Origin of the sequence: Methanospirillum hungatei (assembly GCF_019263745.1) — an archaeon.
Classification (GTDB): domain Archaea; phylum Halobacteriota; class Methanomicrobia; order Methanomicrobiales; family Methanospirillaceae; genus Methanospirillum; species Methanospirillum purgamenti.
In genome coordinates, this window is sequence record NZ_CP077107.1 from 1,434,093 (window position 1) to 1,454,394 (window position 20,302).

Consider the following 20,302-nt stretch of genomic DNA (forward strand, 5'->3'; position numbering starts at 1 on the left):
GTGTATCTTATTGTTTATCCGATCTTTTCCAGCTTCACATCTTTCTCATGTGGATCGGTAGAGCGGTAATTTATCTGTTTCTCGTGTTATTTGCTCGATGTACCATGTTCATCGATACCCTGAATAATACAACAGATAATCCGATTATCCAAAACTTTTATTAAACACTCGGCGGCAACGAGTGTTTGGTATCAAAATTGGAGTTTCTGTTCTCACTTCCCTGGTATCCATGCAAAAAAAATTTACAGGACAGGGACATGGATCTCGGTTAGTATCTCTTCGGGTTTTACCATCCTGGGATCATTGGGGTATATCTCCCTGATTGGGCCAGCAATCTGAAGGTGTTGCTCATCAATCCAATCAAATATTTTATAATATGTTGATTCACAGGTTTCATAGGGTCCCTTGTGAAAAGCCCGAACCATTTTTCCTCCCGGGAGTTCATACATTTTGATCTCACCGGAATTATCAGAACTCCCTGATACAGGCCAGGCAACCTCCACAACAGCAGTTCCTTTCTCATTCGCCTCCAATACTGCTTCAGGACAGGTTTCGTGGCAGATAAACATCGGTGCACCGGTGATTGTCAGTTTCTTATCCACAATGGATTCATAGACTTTCATAAGGAGTTCAGGTATTATCCCGTATGTTCCTGTCTTTGTTATCCCCATTACCTGTTGAGGAGGGAGGTTAATGATGGTGATTTCATCCATAATCGATCAATGGAACACAGATTACATAAAATTTGTGAATTAACAATATTCGTTGCTATTCAGCCGTAATCATCAATTCAGGAATATTATTTCTTCCCCTGGCTGAATAGTTCCTACACAGTATAGAGAAATTGAAATTTTAATATTCAGAACGGTGATGTTGGCTGAATAGTTACCTATGTTGAAATATATCTATTCACATCTCGAAAAAGCATTTAAAAACGTTTTGAATGAAAATTAACACCATTTTATTTGAACAAATCTATCTTAAGATATAATTTAAATTTTAAAAATACCTAGAACTGATATCATTACACATCAATATAACTCATTCATATGTCTACATCAACAATCCAATTACCTGAATCTACCATACACGCCTTAGATAACCTCAAAGCCCTACCTGAAGAGAGCTATGCAGAGGTAATAGAACGACTTATCACCCTCTGTTCCGAGGAGGAAGAACTCACCCCCGAAGCATGGGCCAGGGTTCAAAAAGCCGAGGAAGAATACAAAACCGGGAAGACATACTCCCTCGAAGAGATAAAAAGAAGATTGGGGGACGAATAATATTTTTACTCTCTCTTTCACCCATTCTGCAGAGCAGGGTCTGAAACAGATACCCAAAGAGTACCGATTCACAATATATCAGAAACTGGAAGAACTCTGCCATCTTGAAAATCCTGCTCTTACGTTAAAGAAATTGAAAAGCCCTGATGGCGTCAGACGATACTCCTTACGAGTAGGAATATACCAGGTCACAATCAGGATTGAACAGGATACACTGATCATCATCGTGCTTGATGCAGGACATCGAAAGCATGCATATCGCAAATACTAAGTTATCGTTACTAATCAGCCATACTCGTGAAACCTAGTATTTAGGTAAAAGGATTTTTTAAAATCAGGTCAATACTGGTTCATGAGAAGGTGAAATAAATAGAAAGTGAGTTTTTTAAGAGAAATCAGGAAGCCATGGCTCCTCATTTACAGCTTTAATCACTCCATCTTTGATCGAAACATCATTTTTCTACACCATAGAGACATAACTCAGGACTGAATAGACAAGGTAGCGGATTACCTAAAGACTACCCCTATACCCCTAAGACTCTCTGTATGCCATTGAGGGAATAAGGATTATTCCCCCTGCTGCTGCCAGATAGACGGCCCCGGAGGAAAAAGAAGCCTGTTTTCATCAGAAAGGCAGTCTGGCAGGATGCGAACTAATAACTCCTCTGCATCATTTCATCAGATTTAAATGAATACAGGAAATATTCCATATGGGAACCCTGAGTCCGGAATTGGTGCTGAAAAGCCGGATGTCACAATGGAGTAATAATTTATGAAAAAGATATTTTTTTGCATCTTGATATTGTGGTGTGCCCTCCTTGTCGGATCTGTATCTGCAGAGAGAGAGATAGTTATCGGGGCAATCATCGATGAAAGCGGAGATTCCGCTTCATTTGCGAAGGGAATTGAAGCAGCCGTGAATCTTGCGGCAGCTGACATGAACGAATACTACGCAAAGACCGGAAAAAACATAACGGTTATCATCAGGAAAGCCGGAACAGACGGATCAAAGGAAGCTGCAGCACAGGCAGCTCGGGATCTCATCAACCAGGGTGTGCAGATCATTGTCGGACCAACTACGTCTGAAGAGGTATCCGGGTACCTGCCGATCATCACCAACGAGGGGATCCTGTCAATCAGCCCGTCTACCTCAATCAAGCTGTCACTCCCCGGGGATGCAGTTGTCAGGTTGTGTCCCGATGATTACCATATTCTCCAGGCACTGGAAAGTTTCAATACCGATTTCAAGGGCATGATTAACCCGATGACCATTGTTGTATCACGGGGGGATATATACGGAATTAATCTTGCTGATTTGGTCAGTTCGGTCACCAATGTTACCGGTATCGTTTCATATCCCCCGAATACCCAGGACTTTACCGGAACCCTTGATGAACTCGATTCTCTCGTTACTCCTGTCATTGAAGAATATGGGGAAGAGAGCGTCTGCATCTTTGCCATATCCATGGATGAGATAACGGATCTGATGGCACAGGCTTCTGCATATCCAAACCTGAAAAAGATTCACTGGTCAGGGATGGATGGTGTTGCCCTGAACCCGACGGTCCTTGAGAATGAAACGGCTGCTGAGTTTGCAGATGCAACCGGGCTTGCCGCACTTTCCTTTGACGCGAGCCAGGTTGCAAGTTCTGATTACTGGCGTGTACATGAGACCGTGCAGGCCGCTATCGGCGGGCGTCAGCCCCATATTTACGAGATTCTCCCCTATGATGAAACGGTTATGGCAACCCGGATTGTCGAGCACAATATGTCTGGCATACAGGACAATCTCTATCTTGCAGATTACCTGGGAAAAACGTCGTATGGTGCAACAGGCAGGCTCAAATTGAACGAAAACGGTGATCGCGAGTTTGGTGATTACTGCTTTTACCAGGTGAGAAAAGGAGATGACGGGAAGTATACCTGGGTTCCATCATTCACATATCTGTATGGGATGGATACCACGATTCCCCTCGTCGACCTGAATAGTACCACCATGTAATATTTGATCTAAAAAATACGTCACGATCTCGCCAAAGAACAAGAAACAGCATGGAATGGTCAACAAATGTCCCCTTCCTGAAAGGAATGGATATTTCATTGAGGGATCATCCGATTCCTCAATGAAGACCCTTTTTGCTCTATTCGGTAAATCAGGTTAAGAAAGCAAGATAAAAAAATCTGTCATTATCCCTTTCCTCGATATATTTCAGGCTTCTCCCAATAAATCCAAAAAGTAAAATATTAAATACTCTCTTTCCATACAACGTTGCATGAATCCTGAATTCTCACTGTTTTTGTTACTTTCATGTGTTTTCATGGCATCATTGGTTGTTTTTCAATCAGGGCAGGCTATTCCCATGAAAGAAAACTACCCCCAGGAAAAGATCTCAATGCCTGTTGACAATCCATCATATCCGGCTCCACCATACCATTTCGTCGATCGGGAATATTTCATCATTACGTATGAGACTGATCCAGATATTTTAAAGACAAAAGTGCCACCCCCTCTAGAAATAACAGAACCAGTTGTAAAATACGAATTTATTCGAATGCCTGATTCTTCAGGACTTGGTGACTATACTGAATCAGGACAGGTAATCCCGGTCCAGTATAAAGGAAAGCCAGGACTCTTTATTTTATCAATGTATCTGGACAATGAACCGGCCATCCTGGCCGGGAGAGAGATATGGGGATTTCCAAAAAAACTCGCAACTCCTTCCCTTGGTGTTGACAAGGTAAGTAAAGATACGCTTGTAGGCAGACTATTTTATGGAGAACTGGAAGTCGCCCGTGGAACCATGGGCTACAAATGGGAAACACTGCCAACCGATGAGATAAAAAAATCGCTTGAGGAGACACCAAATTACCTGGTAAAATTGATCCCTGATGTCGATGGAACACCAAAGATTCACCAGCTGGTCAGGTACCATGTTGGAAATGTAACGGTCAAAGGTGCCTGGACAGGTCCGACTGACCTTGAACTCTTCTCTCATGCACTGGCACCCGTAGCAGACCTTCCCATAAAACGGATAGTATCAGGAGTTCATTTTGTGAGTGACCTGACTCTGCTTCCCGGAACGGTTGAGTATGATTACATCCAGAACTGATTTTATTCTATAACTCACCGTTTATTTTACTTTTATCATACCATTCCCAGTACCACCTGGTGCCGTGGATGAAATCCGTTGTGATCCTAGGAAAGCGTAGTACCTCTTCTCGCAGACTTCTCCATCCCTTCCTTGTGTCCGATCTGTTTTAAAATCACTCCGTCCACACCAGATCAGAGATGATATACATGGCACCGACAGTGTATCCCGCTTTCACATGAGAAAAAAAAAAAAAAAAAAGAATTGATTAATATGTACACTCAACTTTTCCTTCACTAACTTTCCCTTTACAACAGGATTCTGTCTTCGGGTTATAGCAGGTATCACCGCATTTTGTGTACCCCTTCCCATCATATACTTCCCCAAGACAACAACTCTGATTGTTTGTGTTATAACAGGTGTCACCACATTTTTGCCAGCCAGTCCCCGGGTATATTTGATTATTACAACATGTTTCGTTCGTTAAATCATAACAGATCCCTCCACACACACCCCAGAGTAACCCGTCTTTTGGTTCTCCCTGACAACAGGATTGAGTAGTTGGATTATAGAATGAATCGCCGCATGATGGAAGACACCGGGTTCCATTTACCGGCACACCATTACAGCAAACCTGCTGTTCCATATTAAAGCAGACTCCTTTGCATACCCCCCAGCGGAGTCCGTCATATACCTCACCCTGACAGCAGGATTGTGTACTTGGATCATAGCAACTGTCACCGCATGGCACACATGTCTGATTTGCGCCGATAACGGTAACAGAAACGAGAATTGAGATCAGAAGGACCGCTCCTGCGACCCAGATATGTAACCGTTGCATATAGCTTTGTACAGTATCAGCAGCTCAAGAAGTTTCTTTCTAAACCAAAAACATGAGAAAGTATCAGATCTGATGACAGTGAAAAAACGACCTTATTCATACCCCTTGAGATACATATACCTCTATATCTATGCCCGAAGAGCCAACACAAAGAGTTGCACTCCTGGTAATGGGCTGTCCAAAAGTCCCGGTACAGACAAGCCTGGTTCTGTATCTCTCAAACCGGATGAAGAAGGCAGGAATCAGAACCATTATTGCAGGTACCCCTTCTGCCAGACAATTAATTCGGGTTGCAGATCCGGACGGTCATTACACCATGGAGATGAAAGATCTGGATGCGACAATAGCAGCGCTCGCAGAGGGAGCACTCTCTGTTACTGACAGTTATGTATTTGTTCACAATGATGCAGGTATAAGTTATGCAGCGACATTAGAATCATTGACAAAACGACCTGTTACTGCAATAATTTTTGGTGAAGAAGCAGAACTGATGACACGAGAGATATCATTTCCCTGCACCATCATTGCCGAACCTGCCATACATAACCCAATGCCTTTAAAACGAAAACTTGAGGAGGTTGCACCATGGGATGTCTAGAGTCACTTCCGTATGAAGTTCTTCTGTCAAAAATATCCTTTAAAGAATCACGTGAATTCCTCTCCCGGTACCAGGAAAAATATGATATTGAACCAGGATACCGGATGTTTGATCTCAACATAATTGGAGTTCCACCAATCAGAGTTGCTGTGGATGGAAATGCATTGATCTTTCCTTTCACAAAACCCTGTCATGGGACATTCCTCATTAGGGTTCCTGAGGCGACGGAAGAGATAGAACGACTTCGAAACAGAAAATAGGGATGGAAATGCGCCCATATGTCATCGTGAATGTAGCGGTTAGTGCTGATGGTAAATTATCTACCAGAGAGCGCAGACAGGTGAAGATATCTGGAAGTCAGGATTTTGAACGGGTAGACACCTTAAAAGCCGGATGTGATGCCATTATGGTAGGAATTGGCACGGTGCTGGCAGATGATCCTTCACTTACTATTAAATCACCTGATCATATCGCCGAGCGAACCAGGCAGGGAAAACCAGAACACCCGGTGCGGATCGTAGTCGACAGCCACGCACGAACTCCTCCGGATGCAAAAATCCTCCATAAAGGTTCTGGAAAGCGAATCGTTGCCGTATCTGAAGCAGCACCAACGGAAAGGATGCAGAACCTAAAATCGATATCAGATGTGATCGTTGCCGGAAAAGAACAGGTAGATCTTACATATCTCCTTCATAAACTTGCAGAAGAAGGAATTACCCGACTGATGGTTGAAGGTGGGGGGACACTGATCTGGGGTTTAATCTCTGAAGGTCTGGTTGACGAATTATTCATGTTTGTGGGCAATATTATCATTGGAGGATATAATGCCCCAACTCTTGCAGACGGACCTGGATTTATCAAAGAATCAGATTTTCCGACCTTAAAACTCATCAGTACATCAATAATAGAGGAAGGGGTTTTGATCCACTGGAAAATGGGTAATTAATCGGCATCTGCTAAAATAATTAACAATACACCCATATTTTTTTAGGCAATAATTTCATGCTGTGCAAATGCGATACCTTATTGCATTGGAAGTGTGAAGTTTCCGAGGTTGTTGTGCCAGAGGTAACACTCTTTATTGTTGAAGATAATCCGGTAATTGCCGATCTCATCTCCTGGCGGCTTTCAGAGATGGGATACAATGTTGCGGGAACTGCTGAAGATAGCATAGAAGCGCTGAGCCGCATAGAAGAGATACTTCCAACTCTGGTATTAATGGATATCAACCTGCCAGGAGAGATGGACGGGATAGAGGTTGCATCTGAGATTATCAGGAAATTTAATATCCCAATTGTTTATATCAGCTCAATAATTGACTCTGCAATTATGGAGCGGGCAAAAAAAACAAAACCAAGAGGGTACATTGTAAAACCCTTTACTGATAATCAACTTCGCGCTACTATTGAAATGGCATTGCATCCGTAAATCAGCCTCACATCATCCCGATAAAATTTCGTAATATTGAAAGACCAGTGTCTCCACTTTTTTCCGGATGAAATTGAACTCCGACAGCGGTTCCGTTTCGAATCGACGATGCAAAGGTATTGATGTAATCGGTCGATGTGACACAATATTCTGCCAGAGTATCTGCCCAGTATGAATGTACAAAGTATACATACGACTGATCAGGGATACCCTCAAAAAGCGGATCGTCCTGTTTCTTCAGATTTATCTGATTCCATCCCATATGGGGAATTTTATACCCCGGAGTATCGGAAAAACGCCTCACAGTCCCTGGTATAAGGCCTAGACCCTGGTGAAGCCCATGTTCTTCAGAGAACTCCATCATCATCTGCATACCAAGGCAGATACCAAGAATCGGAACCTGACCTTCGGATTCGATTAAGGTCTGCGACAGATCTGCAAGCTGGGTCATCCCTTCATGAAAGGCACCAACGCCGGGGAGAATGATTCCTTCTGCTGCCCGGATCTCATCAAGGTCATGCGAGATCAGAACCTCTGCTCCGGCCTTTTGAACTGCTTTACTGACACTGCGCATATTCCCAAGGCCATAATCGACGATAACAATGGTGCTCATACTGCTTTATCTCCCCGTGTTCTCCATTCTCCGCTCTCAAACCAGTCTTGCGATATCCCTTTGGTTTTCATCCACTGTGATACGGCCTGCTCCCATTCCTGCCAGAGTTCAGGATGCGTAATTTTGATCTTCTCCAAAATACCAAGGTCGCTTGCAGGGCACATGTAGCACCCCATCCGGTCAACACCGTGCTTATACATAGAATTGAACGGAGCTTTCTCCCGGAAGATATAGAGCCACACATGAAGGGCTGTCCAGGTATGAATCGGAGCGAGACAAATCTGGTTCTTTACATAAGAATTGCGCCAGACCCGGGGATTTTTCATGCGTGAAAATGACTCATACTTGCGTTGTCCGATAAATGATACCATCTCACCTTCTTCACCATAGGTGTTTACAATGTGTTGGCGCAGAGGTTCAAGTTTGGAGGTTCTGCAACACCACCGGTTATCCCTGGCAGGTGGACCGGATTCTTCAAAGTCCTGCCAGAACTCTTCTATTGATTCTATCCTGACACACTCGAGTCCATACTGTTCCTGCACGTCACAAACATTTTCTTCGGTTGAGGGAAACTCAAGGCCGGTATCGATATACAGAATCGGGAGTTTCCGGTACGTGTTCATCACAACAAGCAATGTTGCAAGACTGTCTTTTCCACCCGAATATGAGACTGACATGGGAAGATGCTCATAAGGGCCGATACTGTCGGCGATGAACTTTCCGGATGCTGCTTCAGCTTTTAATAGCACGTCGGCATTTGCTTTGATGACATCATCCCACGTTGCCTGACCGGGTGTATATGCAGAAGGAATATTTTTTCTTGTCTTTACAACCTGCCCCCGTTCCATGCAGCTTGCTTCATCCGCATCAACCCGTGCCCTGCCAACACCAGCACAGATCCCGGACGGAGTCATCATAAAGACCTCATCTCCTTCCCTGACCGAAGAGTCACAGGAGATAAGACCGGGAGCCAGAAGACTTCTGCCTTCCCTGACCGATGAAAGCGCTCCCTCGTCAATAATAATAAACCGCTTTTTTGGGGTAGCGATGAGGGCTGCATCCGGACGGGGAAGAGCCTCCCAGCGACCTTCTGCCGGAAGGTACCGGATTGCTCCGATTATCGCCCCACCCACGATTATCTCTTCCATCCGGTCATGATCCGGGACTTTGTTCAGAAGGGCAATCTGGCCTTCGGGAATGATCGACATTCCAAACTGATCTTCATATATTGAATTGACAAAGGCAATATCATCAGAAAATGCTGGTCGTGCATCACCAGGAGGGGTCACAGGGACTGCACGGGTACTTGCCCCGCATGCACAACGCTCTGCAAGAACCGGCGTATGACACGAATCACACCAGTGAAGGAGAATTCTGCCGTGGTATAATCCACCCATATCTCCCCATTTGTATGATCTATCCCTACATACTGCTTTGTACTGACCAGTCCTCCAAACTTCAAAAAAAGCCGTTTTTCAAAAAAATAAGAAAGCTGATCGAATAAAAAATATTATATGATGCGGATAACCACCTCAGTTGATCACGATCTATCATGACATATCGAGAGGGTTTGGCATGGGTATGCCATTATGATGACCGGGAAAAGGTGATACAATGATCCCGTTTATCGTTACTGCTTGTGTGGCTTTTCTGTTTTATCTGGCGTTGGTTATTGGATCCGGCTCTGTTCTCTTCTGGTCATGGGAGGAAATTTTTGCAGGAATAATCATCGGCCTTGTGACCGGAGTTATCTGTAGGAAGATCTTTTGCAGGTATAAGAATTACCGGATGTTAAGCCCGGTCCGGCTCATCAGTATTCTCATATATATCTGTGGGCCTTTCCTGGTAGAACTGACAAAAGCAAATCTTGACGTTGCATACCGGGTTATTACCGGAAGGGTCAGACCAGGTATTATCAGGCTGCATTCCGGGATGAAATCTGATCTGGGAGTGACCATGCTTGCTCATTCAATTACGCTCACACCAGGAACCCTGAGTGTTGACGTAGATGAAAAGAACCATGACCTCTTTATCCACGTCATCCATCTGAACGAAGGTGATGAGAAGAAACCTGCATTTGAGGCAAAAGAGATCTTTTCATACATGGATATTCCGGCATGGATCCGGAGGATAGCCGAATGACAGATATCTTTATGATTGCCGCCCTGCTCACGGTAATTATCGCCTTTGGGGCTATGGTAAGACTGGTTCTCGGGCCGACAAACCCGGATCGGGTCGTGGCGGTGGATACCATCAACACGCTCACGGTAGCGGTCATGATTCTGCTCGGTGTGGTGTACCAGCAGTACATCTTCATTGATGTTGCAATCGTCTACGCTCTGCTATCCTTTGTCTCAACCCTGTATATTGCAAAGCATATCGGCGGTGAACTCTGATGATCGCAGATACTATTATACTCGTCCTGCTTGTCATCGGACTCTTATTCAATGCTCTTGGAGTAATCGGACTCTTGCGATTCCCTGATGTGTACACGCGACTTCATGCATCGACCAAGGCAACAACATTTGGAAGTATCTTCCTCTGCCTTGGAGTGGTCGTATTTGCAATATCACAATACCTAGGGACCAGTGATTCCCAGTATCTCATGGTCATCACCCACACCATCATTGCCGTCTTTGCTCTGGCAATAACGAATGCTGCAGGATCTCATGCAATCGCCCGTGCTGCACACCGGAGCGGACAAAATCCAGACCCCGCAGTCGTAGATAAACTAACGGAGGCAGGCCTGTGATAGACATTATTCACATTCTGGTTTTAATCGGCATCCTCATCACTGCAGCATTTATTGTCTGGCAGAAGAACCTCATTTCCGCCGCGGTTACCTTTGCAGCGTTCAGTTTTCTCCTCTCGATTGAATTTTATATCCTCCAGGCCCCGGATGTTGCTATTGCTGAGGCAGCCGTCGGTGCCGGAGTCTCAACGGCAATATTTTTGATTGCCATCAGGGCGACCCATGACCAGGAGGTGACATGATGCGAACCAAAGTAGCATGGTTTACGCTTGTAGTTCTGGCAGCCGGCCTCTTGTTTGCTGCAGTCTCATTACCGTTCGGAAGCCCTGCGATGTCAGACATGGATGACTACTTTATCGCTCACGGGCAGGAGCAGACCGGTGCAAATAACATCGTGACATCCATTGTCTTCGATTTCCGTGGTTTTGATACCCTGGGAGAGGCATGTGTCCTGTTTACCGCAGTCTTTGGAGTATCAGTCCTTTTCAGACTTCGGAAAAAAGAGGAGGACTACGAATATGAGTGACAGTCTGAGTAAAATCATCCGGACCACAGCGGATGTGATGTTCCTCTTTATCACGGTGTTTGGTTTTTACATCGTGCTTCACGGGCACTTAACCCCCGGGGGAGGATTCCAGGGTGGAGCAGTAATCGCAACCGGATTCATTTTGCTGATAGTTGCCTATAAACTGGAGGACTTTTTGGGATGGTTCCAGAAGAAAACTTTTCAGTCATGCGAGATGTCAGGTCTTATTCTGTTTATCGGAACCGCCCTTGCCGCAATACCACTCGGGTATCTCTTCTTCATGAACTTCTTAAATGGAACCGGAGGTCTGTTTGGTCAGGCAGTCCCATTTGGGATTAATCCAGGTTTTCTGAATACCGCAGGCACAATTCCTATCATGAATATCGCTGTGGGGATTGAAGTGCTCGGCGGACTCAGCATCATCATTCTGTATATGACAAGTGGAATTCGATCTCACGAGGAGGGAGAATGATAGATAATCTTCCATTCCTGGTCGTTGCAATCACCATCCTGCTCGGCCTGTATACCATCCTTCTAAAAAAGGATCTTATCAAAATTATCATGGGAATATCACTCATAGAATCCGGAGTCAACCTCTTCCTCATCGCACTTGGCTACCGGTGGGACAGAATTGCACCCATCTTTACCGGGGCTCCTTCTCTTGCCATGGTGATGCCCACAGTTCAGGCTCTGACGCTGACGAGCATTGTCATCGGTGTTGCAACCCTTGCCCTGCTGCTCTCCATGGTGATGATAATTTATCGGTATTATCGGACAACTGACGTCCGTGAAGTCTCAAAACTGCAGGGGTAAAAAATGGATATACTACTTGACAACCTGCCAGGACTTCTTATCGCAATCCCTCTGCTGGGAGCATTTTTAACTCCACTCCTCTCCAGAGCAGGCGATACGGTCCGAAATGTCTGGATACTTCTCATCACCGCCCTTTCATCACTCTGCGGGCTTTTAGTTGCATCACGGGTTCTTGAAACCGGGACGATTGTGTATACATTCGGGGTTGACACGATATCACAGGTAATCCCACCAGATTCAGGGGGCATCCCCATCAGGATCATCTTTACCATTGATCCGATGAACGCCTTCATGCTCATAATCGCCGCTATCGTCGGTTTTTGTATCACCCTCTACTCCATATCCAGCATGGAGAAATTATCAGGAAAGGACGGATTCTTTACCCTCCTCCTGCTTCTTATCACCGGCGTATATGGGATGATCGCAACCGGAGACCTCTTCAACTTCTTTGTCTTCCTTGAGATCAGTTCCCTTGCCGGAGCTGCTCTGGTTGCCTACCGGATAGATAAGGGAGTTGCTGCAGAAGCCGGACTGAAATATGCAGCACTCTCTACCCTCGGGGGCATGCTCTTCCTGGTAGGAGTCGGTCTTCTCTTTGCCCAGTATAACTCCCTCAATATGGCAGTTATCGCTGACCGGATGCAGATGACCGGGCTTGATATCATCGCATTTGTCCTGTTCTTTACTGCCCTTGCCATGAAGTGTGGAGCAGTCCCCATGCACTTCTGGACGCCGGACAGTTATGCCATGGCACCATCAGCAGTCACGGCATTCCTGGTTGTCTCATCACAGGCAAGTCTGTATGCTCTCTTCAGAGTATGTTTCACCCTCTACGGAGGCCAGATAAACCTGCTTACCGTCGGATGGGTCATCATCATTCTTGGAGTGCTCTCTATGTTCATCGGTGTCACGATGGCAATCCCACAAAAGGATGTAAAGAGGTTGATGGCATATCATGCAGTCTCTCAGACCGGATACATGTTGCTTGGTGTCGGAGTCGGACTAGCTGCACTTTCCAGTACCTGCCTTTCCCAGAGTGTCGGGATGATGGCACTCAAGGGAGGGCTCTTCCATATCATGAACCATGCCCTGTACAAGGGTCTTCTGTTCCTGACCGCCGGTGTCATCATGTACCGGTGTGGAACACGAAATCTCAACCAGCTTGGTGGCCTTGGACACAATATGAAATGGACCATGGTCTTTTTCATGATCGGAGCACTGGCAATCGCCGGGATTCCGCCATTCAACGGATTTGCATCCAAGTTGCTCATTTATGAGTCCACGTTCCTGTTCAATCCCCTTCTTGCCGTCATCGCCATGGTCGTGAGTATCCTGACTCTGGCTTCCTTCGTCAAAGTCTTCCATTCCATGTTCATGGGTCCAAAACTGCCTGAATATCAGGACGTTGAGGATGCACCAAGACCGATGCTCATTGCGATGGGAATACTGGCAGTTCTGGTTATCCTCTTTGGTATATTCCCTCAACAGGTGGTAGATGCCCTGGTTGCTCCGGCAGCAACGGCACTCATCGATTACCAGGGCTATATATCGGCAGTCCTCGGAGGTGCTTAAATGATAGAATCATTCACGCTTTCAACCGGATTTGGTGCATGGAATGCCGTATTCTGGGTGATTGCCTTCATTATAGCCTTCATCATAGGATGGCTCATCTGGTCACGTGGAGAGAAGACCTATGATTCGAGTGCAGGAGCAACGGCCCCGTTCCTCTCAGGAAATGCAGAACCTGAAAAAGAGGCGGTACACATCCGGGCAGGAAACCTGTACTGGGGATATACCGATGCCCTGTCAGGATACTACAAATTCATAAAGCCCTTCCATACCGGTAATCTTTCGGATTATTTCCTGGCATATTTGTTTGTGACGGCTCTCGTCCTCATCGTGGTGGTGATCCTGAAATGAAACTCTCTCCATCATTTAACCGGTCACTCTGGGTATTTCATGTGAATTCAGGGTCTTGTAACGGATGTGATATCGAGATTGTCGCAGCACTCTGCCCCCGGTACGACCCTGAACGATTTGGAATAAAACTGGTCGGATCACCACGGCATGCAGATGTCCTGCTTGTTACCGGTCCAGTTACTCACCAGATGAGAGACCGGGTAAAACGGGTCTATGACCAGATGGCAGCTCCAAAAGTTGTCATGTGTGTAGGAACCTGTGGTCAGTCAGGAGGAGTGTTTTACGACTCCTACAATCTTGACGGACCAATCGACCAGGTTATCCCAGTGGATGTGTATGTGCCAGGCTGTGCACCACGGCCTGAAGCGATTATTTATGGCGTGGTGCAGGCGATTGCAAAACTTGAGAGGCTAGAAAAGGAGGTGAGATCATGAGAGCAACCATGACACCACAGGAACTGGCAGACCGGTTTGTCCAGAAATTCGGCACCCGGGTGAGTAATGTCCAGGTAAAGGAGCGGTGTGAAGGAGTGAAAAAACTCCCCCAGAAGACGGTGTGGATGACGGTTTCCCGTGAAGATATCAATGATGCGGTTGCAGAACTCATCTCAATCGATTATCCACACCTCGGGGTTATCGCAGCATCAGATAATGGGGATATGATAGACCTTCTCTACCATCTTCAGGTCTTCTTTGGTGGAAAACATGAGGAGATTTGTGTTGTGTTCACCATTCAGGTCCCAAAATCAGACCCCCATGTGCCCACGATATCCGGGCTCATCCCCGGTGCAGTCTATTCTGAACGTGAGAAACAGGACATGATCGGGGTTACCGTTGATGGCATTCCTGACTCACGGCGTATCTTTCTACCAGATGACTTTCCTGAAAATGTATACCCCTGGAGGAAGGATGAAAAAGGCATTCCCCCCTCTATGGTCAGGGAACTCTGGAAAGTTGATCGCCCCACCGACAGGGCTGTTCCCACGGTAGCAGAACCTGAACCGGTCGAGAAGAAGGAACCAGAACCTGCGAAGGAGGCCCCATCCGGAGGTGCAGCAGAATGAGTCAGAAAAAAGCACCCTATGAACTCCCTATCGGTCCGATACATCCGGCATTAAAAGAGCCAATCAATTTCACCTTTCAGATGAATGGTGAGGTTGTTGAAAAGGTCAATTTTTCACCAGGCCGGGCACACCGTGGCATTGAATGGATGGGCATGCGAAGAAATCCGGTTCAGATCCTGCACCTGTGTGATAGGATCTGCGGTATCTGTGGCGTTGCTCATGCACTTGTCTTTGCACAGGCAGTTGAGCAGATTGCAGATATCGAGGTTCCTGACCGGGCGTATTATGTCCGGACCATTATTGCCGAGTTTGAGAGAATCCAGTCTCACATCCTTTGGGCCGGAGTCGCCGCCCACGAACTCGGATTTGATACCCTCTTTTACCTTGCCTGGCAGATTCGGGAAGAGTCAGTCGATGTAATTGAGTATATTACCGGAAACCGGGTCAATTATGGTATCATGATGCTTGGAGGAACCCGTCGTGACATCACAGTCGATATGTTCCCCCGTCTTGAGCAGGCTCTCCAGTACTATGAGGGGCTCCTGGAAAAGATGGTCAACCTCTTCCTCAATGACAAGACCATTGCCATGCGGTGCAAAAACACCGGAATTCTGACGAAACGCCGGGCATTGGAACTTGCAACGGTTGGACCAACCTCTCGGGCTTCCGGCCTTGCCATGGATGTCAGAATTGATTCTCCCTATGCAGCATATGGAGACCTTGATTTTGATATCGTGCTTCCTGATGTCTATGGCAGTGATGGTACCGGGGATGTATATGACCGGATCATTGTCCGCATCTTTGAGGTGAAACAATCAATCGACATCATCAGGCAGTGCATGAAACAGATGCCCGAAGGCCCGGTTCTTGCTGAAGAGAAGTATGCCAAACTGCTCATGAATCTCAAGAAGGCATCCGGCGAGGCATTTGCACGGGTTGAAGCTCCCCGTGGAGAGGATATGCACTATGTCAGGATGAATGGAAAGCAGGAAGCTCCTGAGATGTGGAAAGTCAAGGCATCAACCTACTCAAACCAGATGGCCTGGGTTGAGATTCTGCAGGGAGAGCAGATTGCTGACATCCCGATTATTGTCGCATCCATTGATCCCTGTATGTCATGCACCGATCGGGTTGCTGTGGTAAGTACAGACGGGGATGCTGGGATCATGACAAAGGAACATCTTCACCGGTTATCGGTTGAAAAGACACGGAGGCTTCAGGCATGATAATGGAGCTTCTTACCACCATTGCTGGTGTTGTACTCATCACGTTGTTTGGGATAATAGCCGGTCTTTTCCTGATAGGTGTTGACCGAATCTGTGCAGCACGAATGCAGATGAGACAGGGACCTCCCCTGACCCAGCCCTTTACCGATATCAGAAAACTCCTCTGCAAGGATTCAGTCGTACCTGCAAATGCTATCCCGTCACTTTTTAATGCAGCACCCATCGTTGCATTTGCATCAGCAGTGACGGTACTCTTTTACCTTCCCCTGGGCAGCATTCTCCCGGTCGGGACACCTCTTCCCATGATTGGTGAATATGGAGACCTGATCTTGATCATGTACCTGTTGACGGTCCCGGCCCTTGCGATGGTTGCCGGGGGATTTGCTTCAGGATCTCCCTATGCAAGTGTGGGTGCCCAGCGTGAGATGGTGACTATGATCGCCTATGAGTTTCCTCTTGCAATCGCAATTGTCGCAATTGCCTGGAGACTTGCCGTAGAAGGTTTGGTCATGCCATTCTCTGTGAACACGCTCGCAGCAAATCCCATTTGGACAGTTGTCGGACCGGTCGGAATCATCGGCTGTATCCTCCTGCTCATCGTACTTGCATGGGTCACCCCTGCTGAGCTCTCCCGGATCCCCTGTGATACCCCGGAAGCAGAAACCGAACTGTGTGGTGGGCTTCTGGTCGAGTACTCGGGACGAAACCTTGCCCTCTTCTCCCTCTCCATGGCTGCGAAACTGGTGGCGATGGCAGGCCTTGCGGTGCTCCTCTTCTTCCCCTGGAATCTCTCTCCGGTTCTTGGAATGTCAGGAGTCATGGCAGCCGGAGTAGATCTGATCTTCTTCCTTCTCAAGGTGATTGTGGTCATGTTTTTCTCCGTTTCACTTGTCCGGGTGGTTATGGCACGGTTCAGGATCAACACCGTGGTATCTTTGTATTGGGGATGGCTCACGACCATCGGACTCATCGGGATGTTTCTTATCATACTTGATGGGAGTATTCTCAGTGCGGGGTGTTTCTTATGATCAAACTCCCCTCAGTTCCGATGGTGCTTCGCCAGCTCTTTAAAAAGCCGGCAACTAATTTCTTCCCGGCAAAAAACCTGCCATCGACGATCACCGGATTTCTGGAGTCAGTTGCTGCAGGAAAGGCAACAATTCATCCGCCGATCCCAACACCGGTCAAGTACCGGGGTAAGATCCTGTATGACCGGAACACCTGTATTGGATGTAAAATGTGTATCAGGGTCTGTCCGGCAAATGCTATTGAATTTATACCAGAGATAAAAAGAATCAGGATCTGGGTTACCCAGTGTGTCTTCTGCAGCCAGTGTAATGATATCTGTCCAAAAGACTGCCTGCATATGTCTTCAGATTTCCTGCTTGCAACTGAAGACCGGTTTAATGAAAATATGATTGTCGAATAATGTGAGTATGCCGGATTAACCGGTAAACTCATTCATCATTTTTTCCCTGGCCTTTGTAAGGGCTGGCCCGATTGATACCGGATACCTGGATGGATACATCAGCCTGACCACGTCTGGAGGTATCGTCTGCAAAGCGCTCATTACATGATTTCTGATATCATGCAAAGATCGTTCTGGTCGGACGATGGAACCATCACGAAGAGCCGGGATGAGTAAGGGGACATAACCTGGAACATCAAATCCAGCGGACTCAAGTTCAATACAGTCACCGGTCATCATCCCATTGCCATCAAAGGAGCGATATACCTGCTTAATGCCAGGAAGCGAGATCTTTTCAGTATGGTCAGTAACCTTCATCCTCATCTCGCTATGTCCGAGAGTGTGTTCTATCGCGGATAACTTATACACCCCGGCGATTGCAGGTGATTCATGACCGGTCACCAGCCTGGTCCCGACTCCGTAGAGATCTATGGGGGCACCCTGCTCTTTGAGTGTGTGAATGCCATACTCATCAAGGTCTCCGGACGCGACAATCTTCGTATCAGAAAGTCCTGCATCGTCAAGCATCTTCCTTGCCTGTTTCGAAAGCGAGAGCATATCACCGCTGTCAAGTCTCACACCAGCCAAAGTCCGGCCTTGTCTTTTCATCTCAAGACCTACCTCAATGGCATGAACCATTCCACTGAAGATGGTGTCATACGTATCGACCAGAAGAACAGATGCTTGGGGAAAAACCTCTGCATACCGCCTGAATGAATCCAGTTCAGAATGGTATGACATGACATAGGAATGAGCATGGGTTCCCTTCACCGGGATGCCAAACATCTTTCCCGCTTCAACGTTGGATGTCCCAGTGCACCCACCAATATAGGCTGCACGTGAAGCAGATAATGCTCCGTCCGGTCCCTGGGCTCTTCTGGCTCCAAATTCCATTACCGTATCAAACCCGGCAACCATGCATATCCGGGCTGCTTTCGTTGCGATGAGAGAAGAAAAATTGATAAGGTTTAATAGAGCGGTCTCGACCAGCTGACAGGATCCAATAGGGCCACTCACCCTGAAGACAGGTCCGCCAGGAAACACAACGGTTCCTTCATCCACTGCATGAACAGAACCATCAAATCTCCATTCAGAGAGCCAGATCAGGAAAGATTCATCAAAGAGATTGAGTGACCTGATATACGCGATATCTTCCCTGGAAAACCGGGCATTTTGAAGAAATAAGAGCGCATCGTCTATACCGGCTGCAACTATGTATTCACCCTGAAAGGGACAGGATCTGAAAAAAAGATCAAAGCAGGACTGATTATTTATGGTGTCCGATAAAAACCAGACATACATCATGGTCAATTCATACAAATCAGTAAGGATTGGAGATTTCAGGTTACTCATAAATACAAATACCTTTCTTGTATCAGGTATGTCATCCCTCAATAAAATAGACCTCTAGTCTGATTTTGACGGTATCATTGCAGAAAAACCGAAAACTGACAGATCGAAATATTGATGCGATAAGCACTTGAGATGATCACCTTGGTGATACAAGATGCACCTCCCCCCACTCATACCTCCCGTATCAATCACTCCATACCTTTCCTGCTCAGGAGTGATTAACTGCACAAATGCAGAGATACGCACATTGGCACGAACTATTACCACATCTGAAATCGACGACATCGAACGAACAAGAACACTGTATACCTGGGTTCGGGATTCTATTGCTCATTCAGTCGATGCTGGACACAAAGATCTGATGTGGAATGCGACCGATGTCCTGAACGCCAGACATGGACTCTGTTTTGGGAAGTCCCACCTGTTTGTTGCGTTATGCAGGGCACTTGGGATCCCAGCCGGTCTGTGTTATCAGCGGGTGCGAAGTGAGAATGGGAGCTGGGTGCTTCATGGCCTTGCTGCAGTTTATATCGAACCTCTGGATAAATGGATCAGATTAGATCCCAGAGGAAATAAACCAGGTATTTCTGCAGAATTTTCTATCGAATATGAACAAATTGCTTATGAACCAGTATCTGAAGGTGAATGGCTTGACCAGCACATATATCCAGAACCATGGCAGGATGTGTCACATCTGGTTGAGTTATCCATGAATGTTCCTGAATTTATTGAAAATTCTGGAAAAATCCATATTCCCCCGATAACCCAGGAACGAATACAAATTATGAAGTCATCCTGTTCTTCCTGAATCATCTTTTTGAATCATCAACGATGATACGGCTGCCCTCTGATAATGGTAAAAGCACGGTATATCTGTTCATACAATAATAGTCGTGCCAGTTGATGTGGAAACGTCATTGCTGACATCGAAAGTATATAATCCGCCCTGTTTTTACAAGAAACTGACAATCCATGTGGACCACCAATAAGAAAAACGATCTGATAAGGACCATTGACCTCACATGATTTGATAATATCAGCGAGACCCTCACTGGTGTTGGTTTTTCCAGTACGATCAAGGGCTATTACATAATCCTGCTGTGTGATCCCACTGCATAATTTTTCTCCTTCATTTTTTTTTGCTCCGTCAACAGAAGCCGGATGGTCATCAGGTATTGTGGATTCAAGGAATTCTTTACATTCTATCTGGCAATATGAACCAATTCGTTTGGCATAATCGGCAATTGCCTCACGGATATACGACTCTTTCACCTTTCCAATAACAAATAATTTGATCCTGACCATCAGGATTGTAATCATACCCAGAGC

General features: G+C 46.3%; 29 protein-coding genes. 23 read left to right on the forward strand and 6 right to left on the reverse strand.

Annotated elements, in window-relative coordinates:
* Nucleotides 1-242: 242 nt before the first annotated feature.
* On the reverse strand, nt 243-713 hold the full coding sequence (locus KSK55_RS06735; RefSeq protein ID WP_218608654.1) for a GyrI-like domain-containing protein: 471 nt from the start codon (nt 711-713) through the stop codon (nt 243-245).
* A gap of 336 nt (nt 714-1,049) precedes the next feature.
* Between KSK55_RS06735 and KSK55_RS06740 the strand changes: the two genes are divergently transcribed.
* The 4 genes from KSK55_RS06740 to KSK55_RS06755 all read left to right on the forward strand — a co-directional run bounded on the left by KSK55_RS06740 (nt 1,050) and on the right by KSK55_RS06755 (nt 4,393).
* Complete coding sequence (locus KSK55_RS06740) at nt 1,050-1,283, forward strand: DUF7557 family protein (RefSeq protein ID WP_218608655.1); 234 nt, start codon at nt 1,050-1,052, stop codon at nt 1,281-1,283.
* Between the two features lie 73 nt (nt 1,284-1,356).
* Nucleotides 1,357-1,554 carry a type II toxin-antitoxin system RelE family toxin gene (locus tag KSK55_RS16715; protein ID WP_372238746.1) on the forward strand — a complete coding sequence of 66 codons (198 nt, stop codon included), beginning with the start codon at nt 1,357-1,359 and terminating at the stop codon, nt 1,552-1,554.
* Nucleotides 1,555-2,055: 501 nt separating this feature from the next.
* The gene (locus KSK55_RS06750; protein WP_218608656.1) at nt 2,056-3,285 is read left to right on the forward strand and encodes an ABC transporter substrate-binding protein; all 1,230 of its coding nucleotides are present in this window, start codon (nt 2,056-2,058) and stop codon (nt 3,283-3,285) included.
* A gap of 316 nt (nt 3,286-3,601) precedes the next feature.
* Entirely contained in the window at nt 3,602-4,393 is a 792-nt protein-coding gene (locus tag KSK55_RS06755; protein WP_214420439.1) for an acetoacetate decarboxylase, read from the forward strand.
* A gap of 247 nt (nt 4,394-4,640) precedes the next feature.
* Here the strand turns inward: KSK55_RS06755 and KSK55_RS06760 are convergent, their stop codons facing one another.
* Nucleotides 4,641-5,213 carry a hypothetical protein gene (locus KSK55_RS06760; RefSeq protein WP_214420437.1) on the reverse strand — a complete coding sequence of 191 codons (573 nt, stop codon included), beginning with the start codon at nt 5,211-5,213 and terminating at the stop codon, nt 4,641-4,643.
* A gap of 130 nt (nt 5,214-5,343) precedes the next feature.
* Between KSK55_RS06760 and KSK55_RS06765 the strand changes: the two genes are divergently transcribed.
* The 4 genes from KSK55_RS06765 (at nt 5,344) to KSK55_RS06780 (ending at nt 7,239) form a co-directional block, all read left to right on the forward strand.
* Nucleotides 5,344-5,811 (forward strand): DUF1890 domain-containing protein, encoded by a 468-nt coding sequence (locus KSK55_RS06765; protein ID WP_218608657.1) that lies wholly within the window; start codon nt 5,344-5,346, stop codon nt 5,809-5,811.
* Complete coding sequence (locus KSK55_RS06770; RefSeq protein WP_214420435.1) at nt 5,799-6,071, forward strand: DUF1894 domain-containing protein; 273 nt, start codon at nt 5,799-5,801, stop codon at nt 6,069-6,071. Before KSK55_RS06765 ends, KSK55_RS06770 begins: the two co-directional genes overlap by 13 nt.
* Nucleotides 6,072-6,079: 8 nt before the next feature.
* Nucleotides 6,080-6,757, forward strand: a complete 678-nt coding sequence (locus KSK55_RS06775; protein WP_218608658.1) for a 2,5-diamino-6-(ribosylamino)-4(3H)-pyrimidinone 5'-phosphate reductase — start codon at nt 6,080-6,082, stop codon at nt 6,755-6,757.
* 113 nt (nt 6,758-6,870) lie between these two features.
* Nucleotides 6,871-7,239, forward strand: coding sequence for a response regulator (locus KSK55_RS06780; RefSeq protein ID WP_218608659.1), 369 nt, complete (start codon nt 6,871-6,873; stop codon nt 7,237-7,239).
* Nucleotides 7,240-7,246: 7 nt separating this feature from the next.
* Here the strand turns inward: KSK55_RS06780 and hisH are convergent, their stop codons facing one another.
* The gene (hisH, locus tag KSK55_RS06785; protein ID WP_214420433.1) at nt 7,247-7,852 is read right to left on the reverse strand and encodes an imidazole glycerol phosphate synthase subunit HisH; all 606 of its coding nucleotides are present in this window, start codon (nt 7,850-7,852) and stop codon (nt 7,247-7,249) included.
* Complete coding sequence (locus KSK55_RS06790) at nt 7,849-9,249, reverse strand: phosphoadenosine phosphosulfate reductase domain-containing protein (protein ID WP_218608660.1); 1,401 nt, start codon at nt 9,247-9,249, stop codon at nt 7,849-7,851. Before KSK55_RS06790 ends, hisH begins: the two co-directional genes overlap by 4 nt.
* Nucleotides 9,250-9,466: 217 nt before the next feature.
* Here KSK55_RS06790 and KSK55_RS06795 point away from each other — a divergent pair, with 217 nt between their 5' ends.
* From KSK55_RS06795 to KSK55_RS06860, 14 genes are read left to right on the forward strand one after another with little or no spacing between them, the layout of a single operon-like run.
* Nucleotides 9,467-9,994 (forward strand): Na+/H+ antiporter subunit E, encoded by a 528-nt coding sequence (locus KSK55_RS06795; protein ID WP_218608661.1) that lies wholly within the window; start codon nt 9,467-9,469, stop codon nt 9,992-9,994.
* Entirely contained in the window at nt 9,991-10,248 is a 258-nt protein-coding gene (locus tag KSK55_RS06800; RefSeq protein WP_218608662.1) for a cation:proton antiporter, read from the forward strand. The genes KSK55_RS06795 and KSK55_RS06800 overlap by 4 nt, the downstream gene beginning before the upstream one ends.
* A complete protein-coding gene (mnhG, locus tag KSK55_RS06805) occupies nt 10,248-10,604 on the forward strand; it encodes a monovalent cation/H(+) antiporter subunit G (RefSeq protein ID WP_218608663.1) in 357 nt (118 codons plus the stop codon). Before KSK55_RS06800 ends, mnhG begins: the two co-directional genes overlap by 1 nt.
* On the forward strand, nt 10,601-10,846 hold the full coding sequence (locus tag KSK55_RS06810; RefSeq protein ID WP_218608664.1) for a hydrogenase subunit MbhD domain-containing protein: 246 nt from the start codon (nt 10,601-10,603) through the stop codon (nt 10,844-10,846). The genes mnhG and KSK55_RS06810 overlap by 4 nt, the downstream gene beginning before the upstream one ends.
* Nucleotides 10,843-11,130, forward strand: coding sequence for a hydrogen gas-evolving membrane-bound hydrogenase subunit E (gene mbhE / locus KSK55_RS06815; protein WP_256664252.1), 288 nt, complete (start codon nt 10,843-10,845; stop codon nt 11,128-11,130). The genes KSK55_RS06810 and mbhE overlap by 4 nt, the downstream gene beginning before the upstream one ends.
* Nucleotides 11,123-11,602 (forward strand): Na(+)/H(+) antiporter subunit B, encoded by a 480-nt coding sequence (locus tag KSK55_RS06820; RefSeq protein ID WP_218608665.1) that lies wholly within the window; start codon nt 11,123-11,125, stop codon nt 11,600-11,602. Before mbhE ends, KSK55_RS06820 begins: the two co-directional genes overlap by 8 nt.
* Nucleotides 11,599-11,943, forward strand: a complete 345-nt coding sequence (locus KSK55_RS06825) for a sodium:proton antiporter (RefSeq protein ID WP_218608666.1) — start codon at nt 11,599-11,601, stop codon at nt 11,941-11,943. The genes KSK55_RS06820 and KSK55_RS06825 overlap by 4 nt, the downstream gene beginning before the upstream one ends.
* 3 nt (nt 11,944-11,946) lie before the next feature.
* The gene (locus KSK55_RS06830) at nt 11,947-13,515 is read left to right on the forward strand and encodes a proton-conducting transporter transmembrane domain-containing protein (RefSeq protein WP_218608667.1); all 1,569 of its coding nucleotides are present in this window, start codon (nt 11,947-11,949) and stop codon (nt 13,513-13,515) included.
* Nucleotides 13,516-13,863 carry a hydrogenase gene (locus tag KSK55_RS06835; RefSeq protein WP_218608668.1) on the forward strand — a complete coding sequence of 116 codons (348 nt, stop codon included), beginning with the start codon at nt 13,516-13,518 and terminating at the stop codon, nt 13,861-13,863.
* Entirely contained in the window at nt 13,860-14,297 is a 438-nt protein-coding gene (locus KSK55_RS06840; RefSeq protein ID WP_214420423.1) for an NADH-quinone oxidoreductase subunit B family protein, read from the forward strand. The genes KSK55_RS06835 and KSK55_RS06840 overlap by 4 nt, the downstream gene beginning before the upstream one ends.
* Nucleotides 14,294-14,926 carry an NADH-quinone oxidoreductase subunit C gene (locus KSK55_RS06845; protein ID WP_218608669.1) on the forward strand — a complete coding sequence of 211 codons (633 nt, stop codon included), beginning with the start codon at nt 14,294-14,296 and terminating at the stop codon, nt 14,924-14,926. The genes KSK55_RS06840 and KSK55_RS06845 overlap by 4 nt, the downstream gene beginning before the upstream one ends.
* On the forward strand, nt 14,923-16,152 hold the full coding sequence (locus tag KSK55_RS06850) for a hydrogenase large subunit (protein ID WP_218608670.1): 1,230 nt from the start codon (nt 14,923-14,925) through the stop codon (nt 16,150-16,152). The genes KSK55_RS06845 and KSK55_RS06850 overlap by 4 nt, the downstream gene beginning before the upstream one ends.
* 2 nt (nt 16,153-16,154) lie before the next feature.
* On the forward strand, nt 16,155-17,180 hold the full coding sequence (locus KSK55_RS06855) for a respiratory chain complex I subunit 1 family protein (RefSeq protein WP_306128454.1): 1,026 nt from the start codon (nt 16,155-16,157) through the stop codon (nt 17,178-17,180).
* A complete protein-coding gene (locus KSK55_RS06860) occupies nt 17,177-17,581 on the forward strand; it encodes a 4Fe-4S dicluster domain-containing protein (RefSeq protein ID WP_218608672.1) in 405 nt (134 codons plus the stop codon). Before KSK55_RS06855 ends, KSK55_RS06860 begins: the two co-directional genes overlap by 4 nt.
* A gap of 15 nt (nt 17,582-17,596) precedes the next feature.
* Here the strand turns inward: KSK55_RS06860 and KSK55_RS06865 are convergent, their stop codons facing one another.
* The gene (locus KSK55_RS06865) at nt 17,597-18,973 is read right to left on the reverse strand and encodes a nicotinate phosphoribosyltransferase (protein ID WP_218608673.1); all 1,377 of its coding nucleotides are present in this window, start codon (nt 18,971-18,973) and stop codon (nt 17,597-17,599) included.
* Between the two features lie 154 nt (nt 18,974-19,127).
* Between KSK55_RS06865 and KSK55_RS06870 the strand changes: the two genes are divergently transcribed.
* Nucleotides 19,128-19,781, forward strand: coding sequence for a transglutaminase-like domain-containing protein (locus KSK55_RS06870; RefSeq protein ID WP_218608674.1), 654 nt, complete (start codon nt 19,128-19,130; stop codon nt 19,779-19,781).
* A gap of 17 nt (nt 19,782-19,798) precedes the next feature.
* On the opposite strand, the gene KSK55_RS06875 is transcribed toward KSK55_RS06870, so the two are convergent.
* Nucleotides 19,799-20,293, reverse strand: a complete 495-nt coding sequence (locus tag KSK55_RS06875; RefSeq protein ID WP_214420416.1) for a 23S rRNA (pseudouridine(1915)-N(3))-methyltransferase RlmH — start codon at nt 20,291-20,293, stop codon at nt 19,799-19,801.
* Between the last annotated feature and the right edge of the window lie 9 nt (nt 20,294-20,302).

Coding starts and splice junctions, on each gene's coding strand:
- KSK55_RS06735 (WP_218608654.1), bottom strand. CDS start 713: ATGGATGAAATCACCATCATTAACCTCCCTCCTCAACAGGTAATGGGG.
- KSK55_RS06740 (WP_218608655.1), top strand. CDS start 1,050: ATGTCTACATCAACAATCCAATTACCTGAATCTACCATACACGCCTTA.
- KSK55_RS06750 (WP_218608656.1), top strand. CDS start 2,056: ATGAAAAAGATATTTTTTTGCATCTTGATATTGTGGTGTGCCCTCCTT.
- KSK55_RS06755 (WP_214420439.1), top strand. CDS start 3,602: ATGGCATCATTGGTTGTTTTTCAATCAGGGCAGGCTATTCCCATGAAA.
- KSK55_RS06760 (WP_214420437.1), bottom strand. CDS start 5,213: ATGCAACGGTTACATATCTGGGTCGCAGGAGCGGTCCTTCTGATCTCA.
- KSK55_RS06765 (WP_218608657.1), top strand. CDS start 5,344: ATGCCCGAAGAGCCAACACAAAGAGTTGCACTCCTGGTAATGGGCTGT.
- KSK55_RS06770 (WP_214420435.1), top strand. CDS start 5,799: ATGGGATGTCTAGAGTCACTTCCGTATGAAGTTCTTCTGTCAAAAATA.
- KSK55_RS06775 (WP_218608658.1), top strand. CDS start 6,080: ATGCGCCCATATGTCATCGTGAATGTAGCGGTTAGTGCTGATGGTAAA.
- hisH (WP_214420433.1), bottom strand. CDS start 7,852: ATGAGCACCATTGTTATCGTCGATTATGGCCTTGGGAATATGCGCAGT.
- KSK55_RS06790 (WP_218608660.1), bottom strand. CDS start 9,249: ATGGGTGGATTATACCACGGCAGAATTCTCCTTCACTGGTGTGATTCG.
- KSK55_RS06795 (WP_218608661.1), top strand. CDS start 9,467: ATGATCCCGTTTATCGTTACTGCTTGTGTGGCTTTTCTGTTTTATCTG.
- KSK55_RS06800 (WP_218608662.1), top strand. CDS start 9,991: ATGACAGATATCTTTATGATTGCCGCCCTGCTCACGGTAATTATCGCC.
- mnhG (WP_218608663.1), top strand. CDS start 10,248: ATGATCGCAGATACTATTATACTCGTCCTGCTTGTCATCGGACTCTTA.
- mbhE (WP_256664252.1), top strand. CDS start 10,843: ATGATGCGAACCAAAGTAGCATGGTTTACGCTTGTAGTTCTGGCAGCC.
- KSK55_RS06820 (WP_218608665.1), top strand. CDS start 11,123: ATGAGTGACAGTCTGAGTAAAATCATCCGGACCACAGCGGATGTGATG.
- KSK55_RS06825 (WP_218608666.1), top strand. CDS start 11,599: ATGATAGATAATCTTCCATTCCTGGTCGTTGCAATCACCATCCTGCTC.
- KSK55_RS06830 (WP_218608667.1), top strand. CDS start 11,947: ATGGATATACTACTTGACAACCTGCCAGGACTTCTTATCGCAATCCCT.
- KSK55_RS06835 (WP_218608668.1), top strand. CDS start 13,516: ATGATAGAATCATTCACGCTTTCAACCGGATTTGGTGCATGGAATGCC.
- KSK55_RS06840 (WP_214420423.1), top strand. CDS start 13,860: ATGAAACTCTCTCCATCATTTAACCGGTCACTCTGGGTATTTCATGTG.
- KSK55_RS06845 (WP_218608669.1), top strand. CDS start 14,294: ATGAGAGCAACCATGACACCACAGGAACTGGCAGACCGGTTTGTCCAG.
- KSK55_RS06850 (WP_218608670.1), top strand. CDS start 14,923: ATGAGTCAGAAAAAAGCACCCTATGAACTCCCTATCGGTCCGATACAT.
- KSK55_RS06855 (WP_306128454.1), top strand. CDS start 16,155: ATGGAGCTTCTTACCACCATTGCTGGTGTTGTACTCATCACGTTGTTT.
- KSK55_RS06860 (WP_218608672.1), top strand. CDS start 17,177: ATGATCAAACTCCCCTCAGTTCCGATGGTGCTTCGCCAGCTCTTTAAA.
- KSK55_RS06865 (WP_218608673.1), bottom strand. CDS start 18,973: ATGAGTAACCTGAAATCTCCAATCCTTACTGATTTGTATGAATTGACC.
- KSK55_RS06870 (WP_218608674.1), top strand. CDS start 19,128: ATGCACCTCCCCCCACTCATACCTCCCGTATCAATCACTCCATACCTT.
- KSK55_RS06875 (WP_214420416.1), bottom strand. CDS start 20,293: ATGATTACAATCCTGATGGTCAGGATCAAATTATTTGTTATTGGAAAG.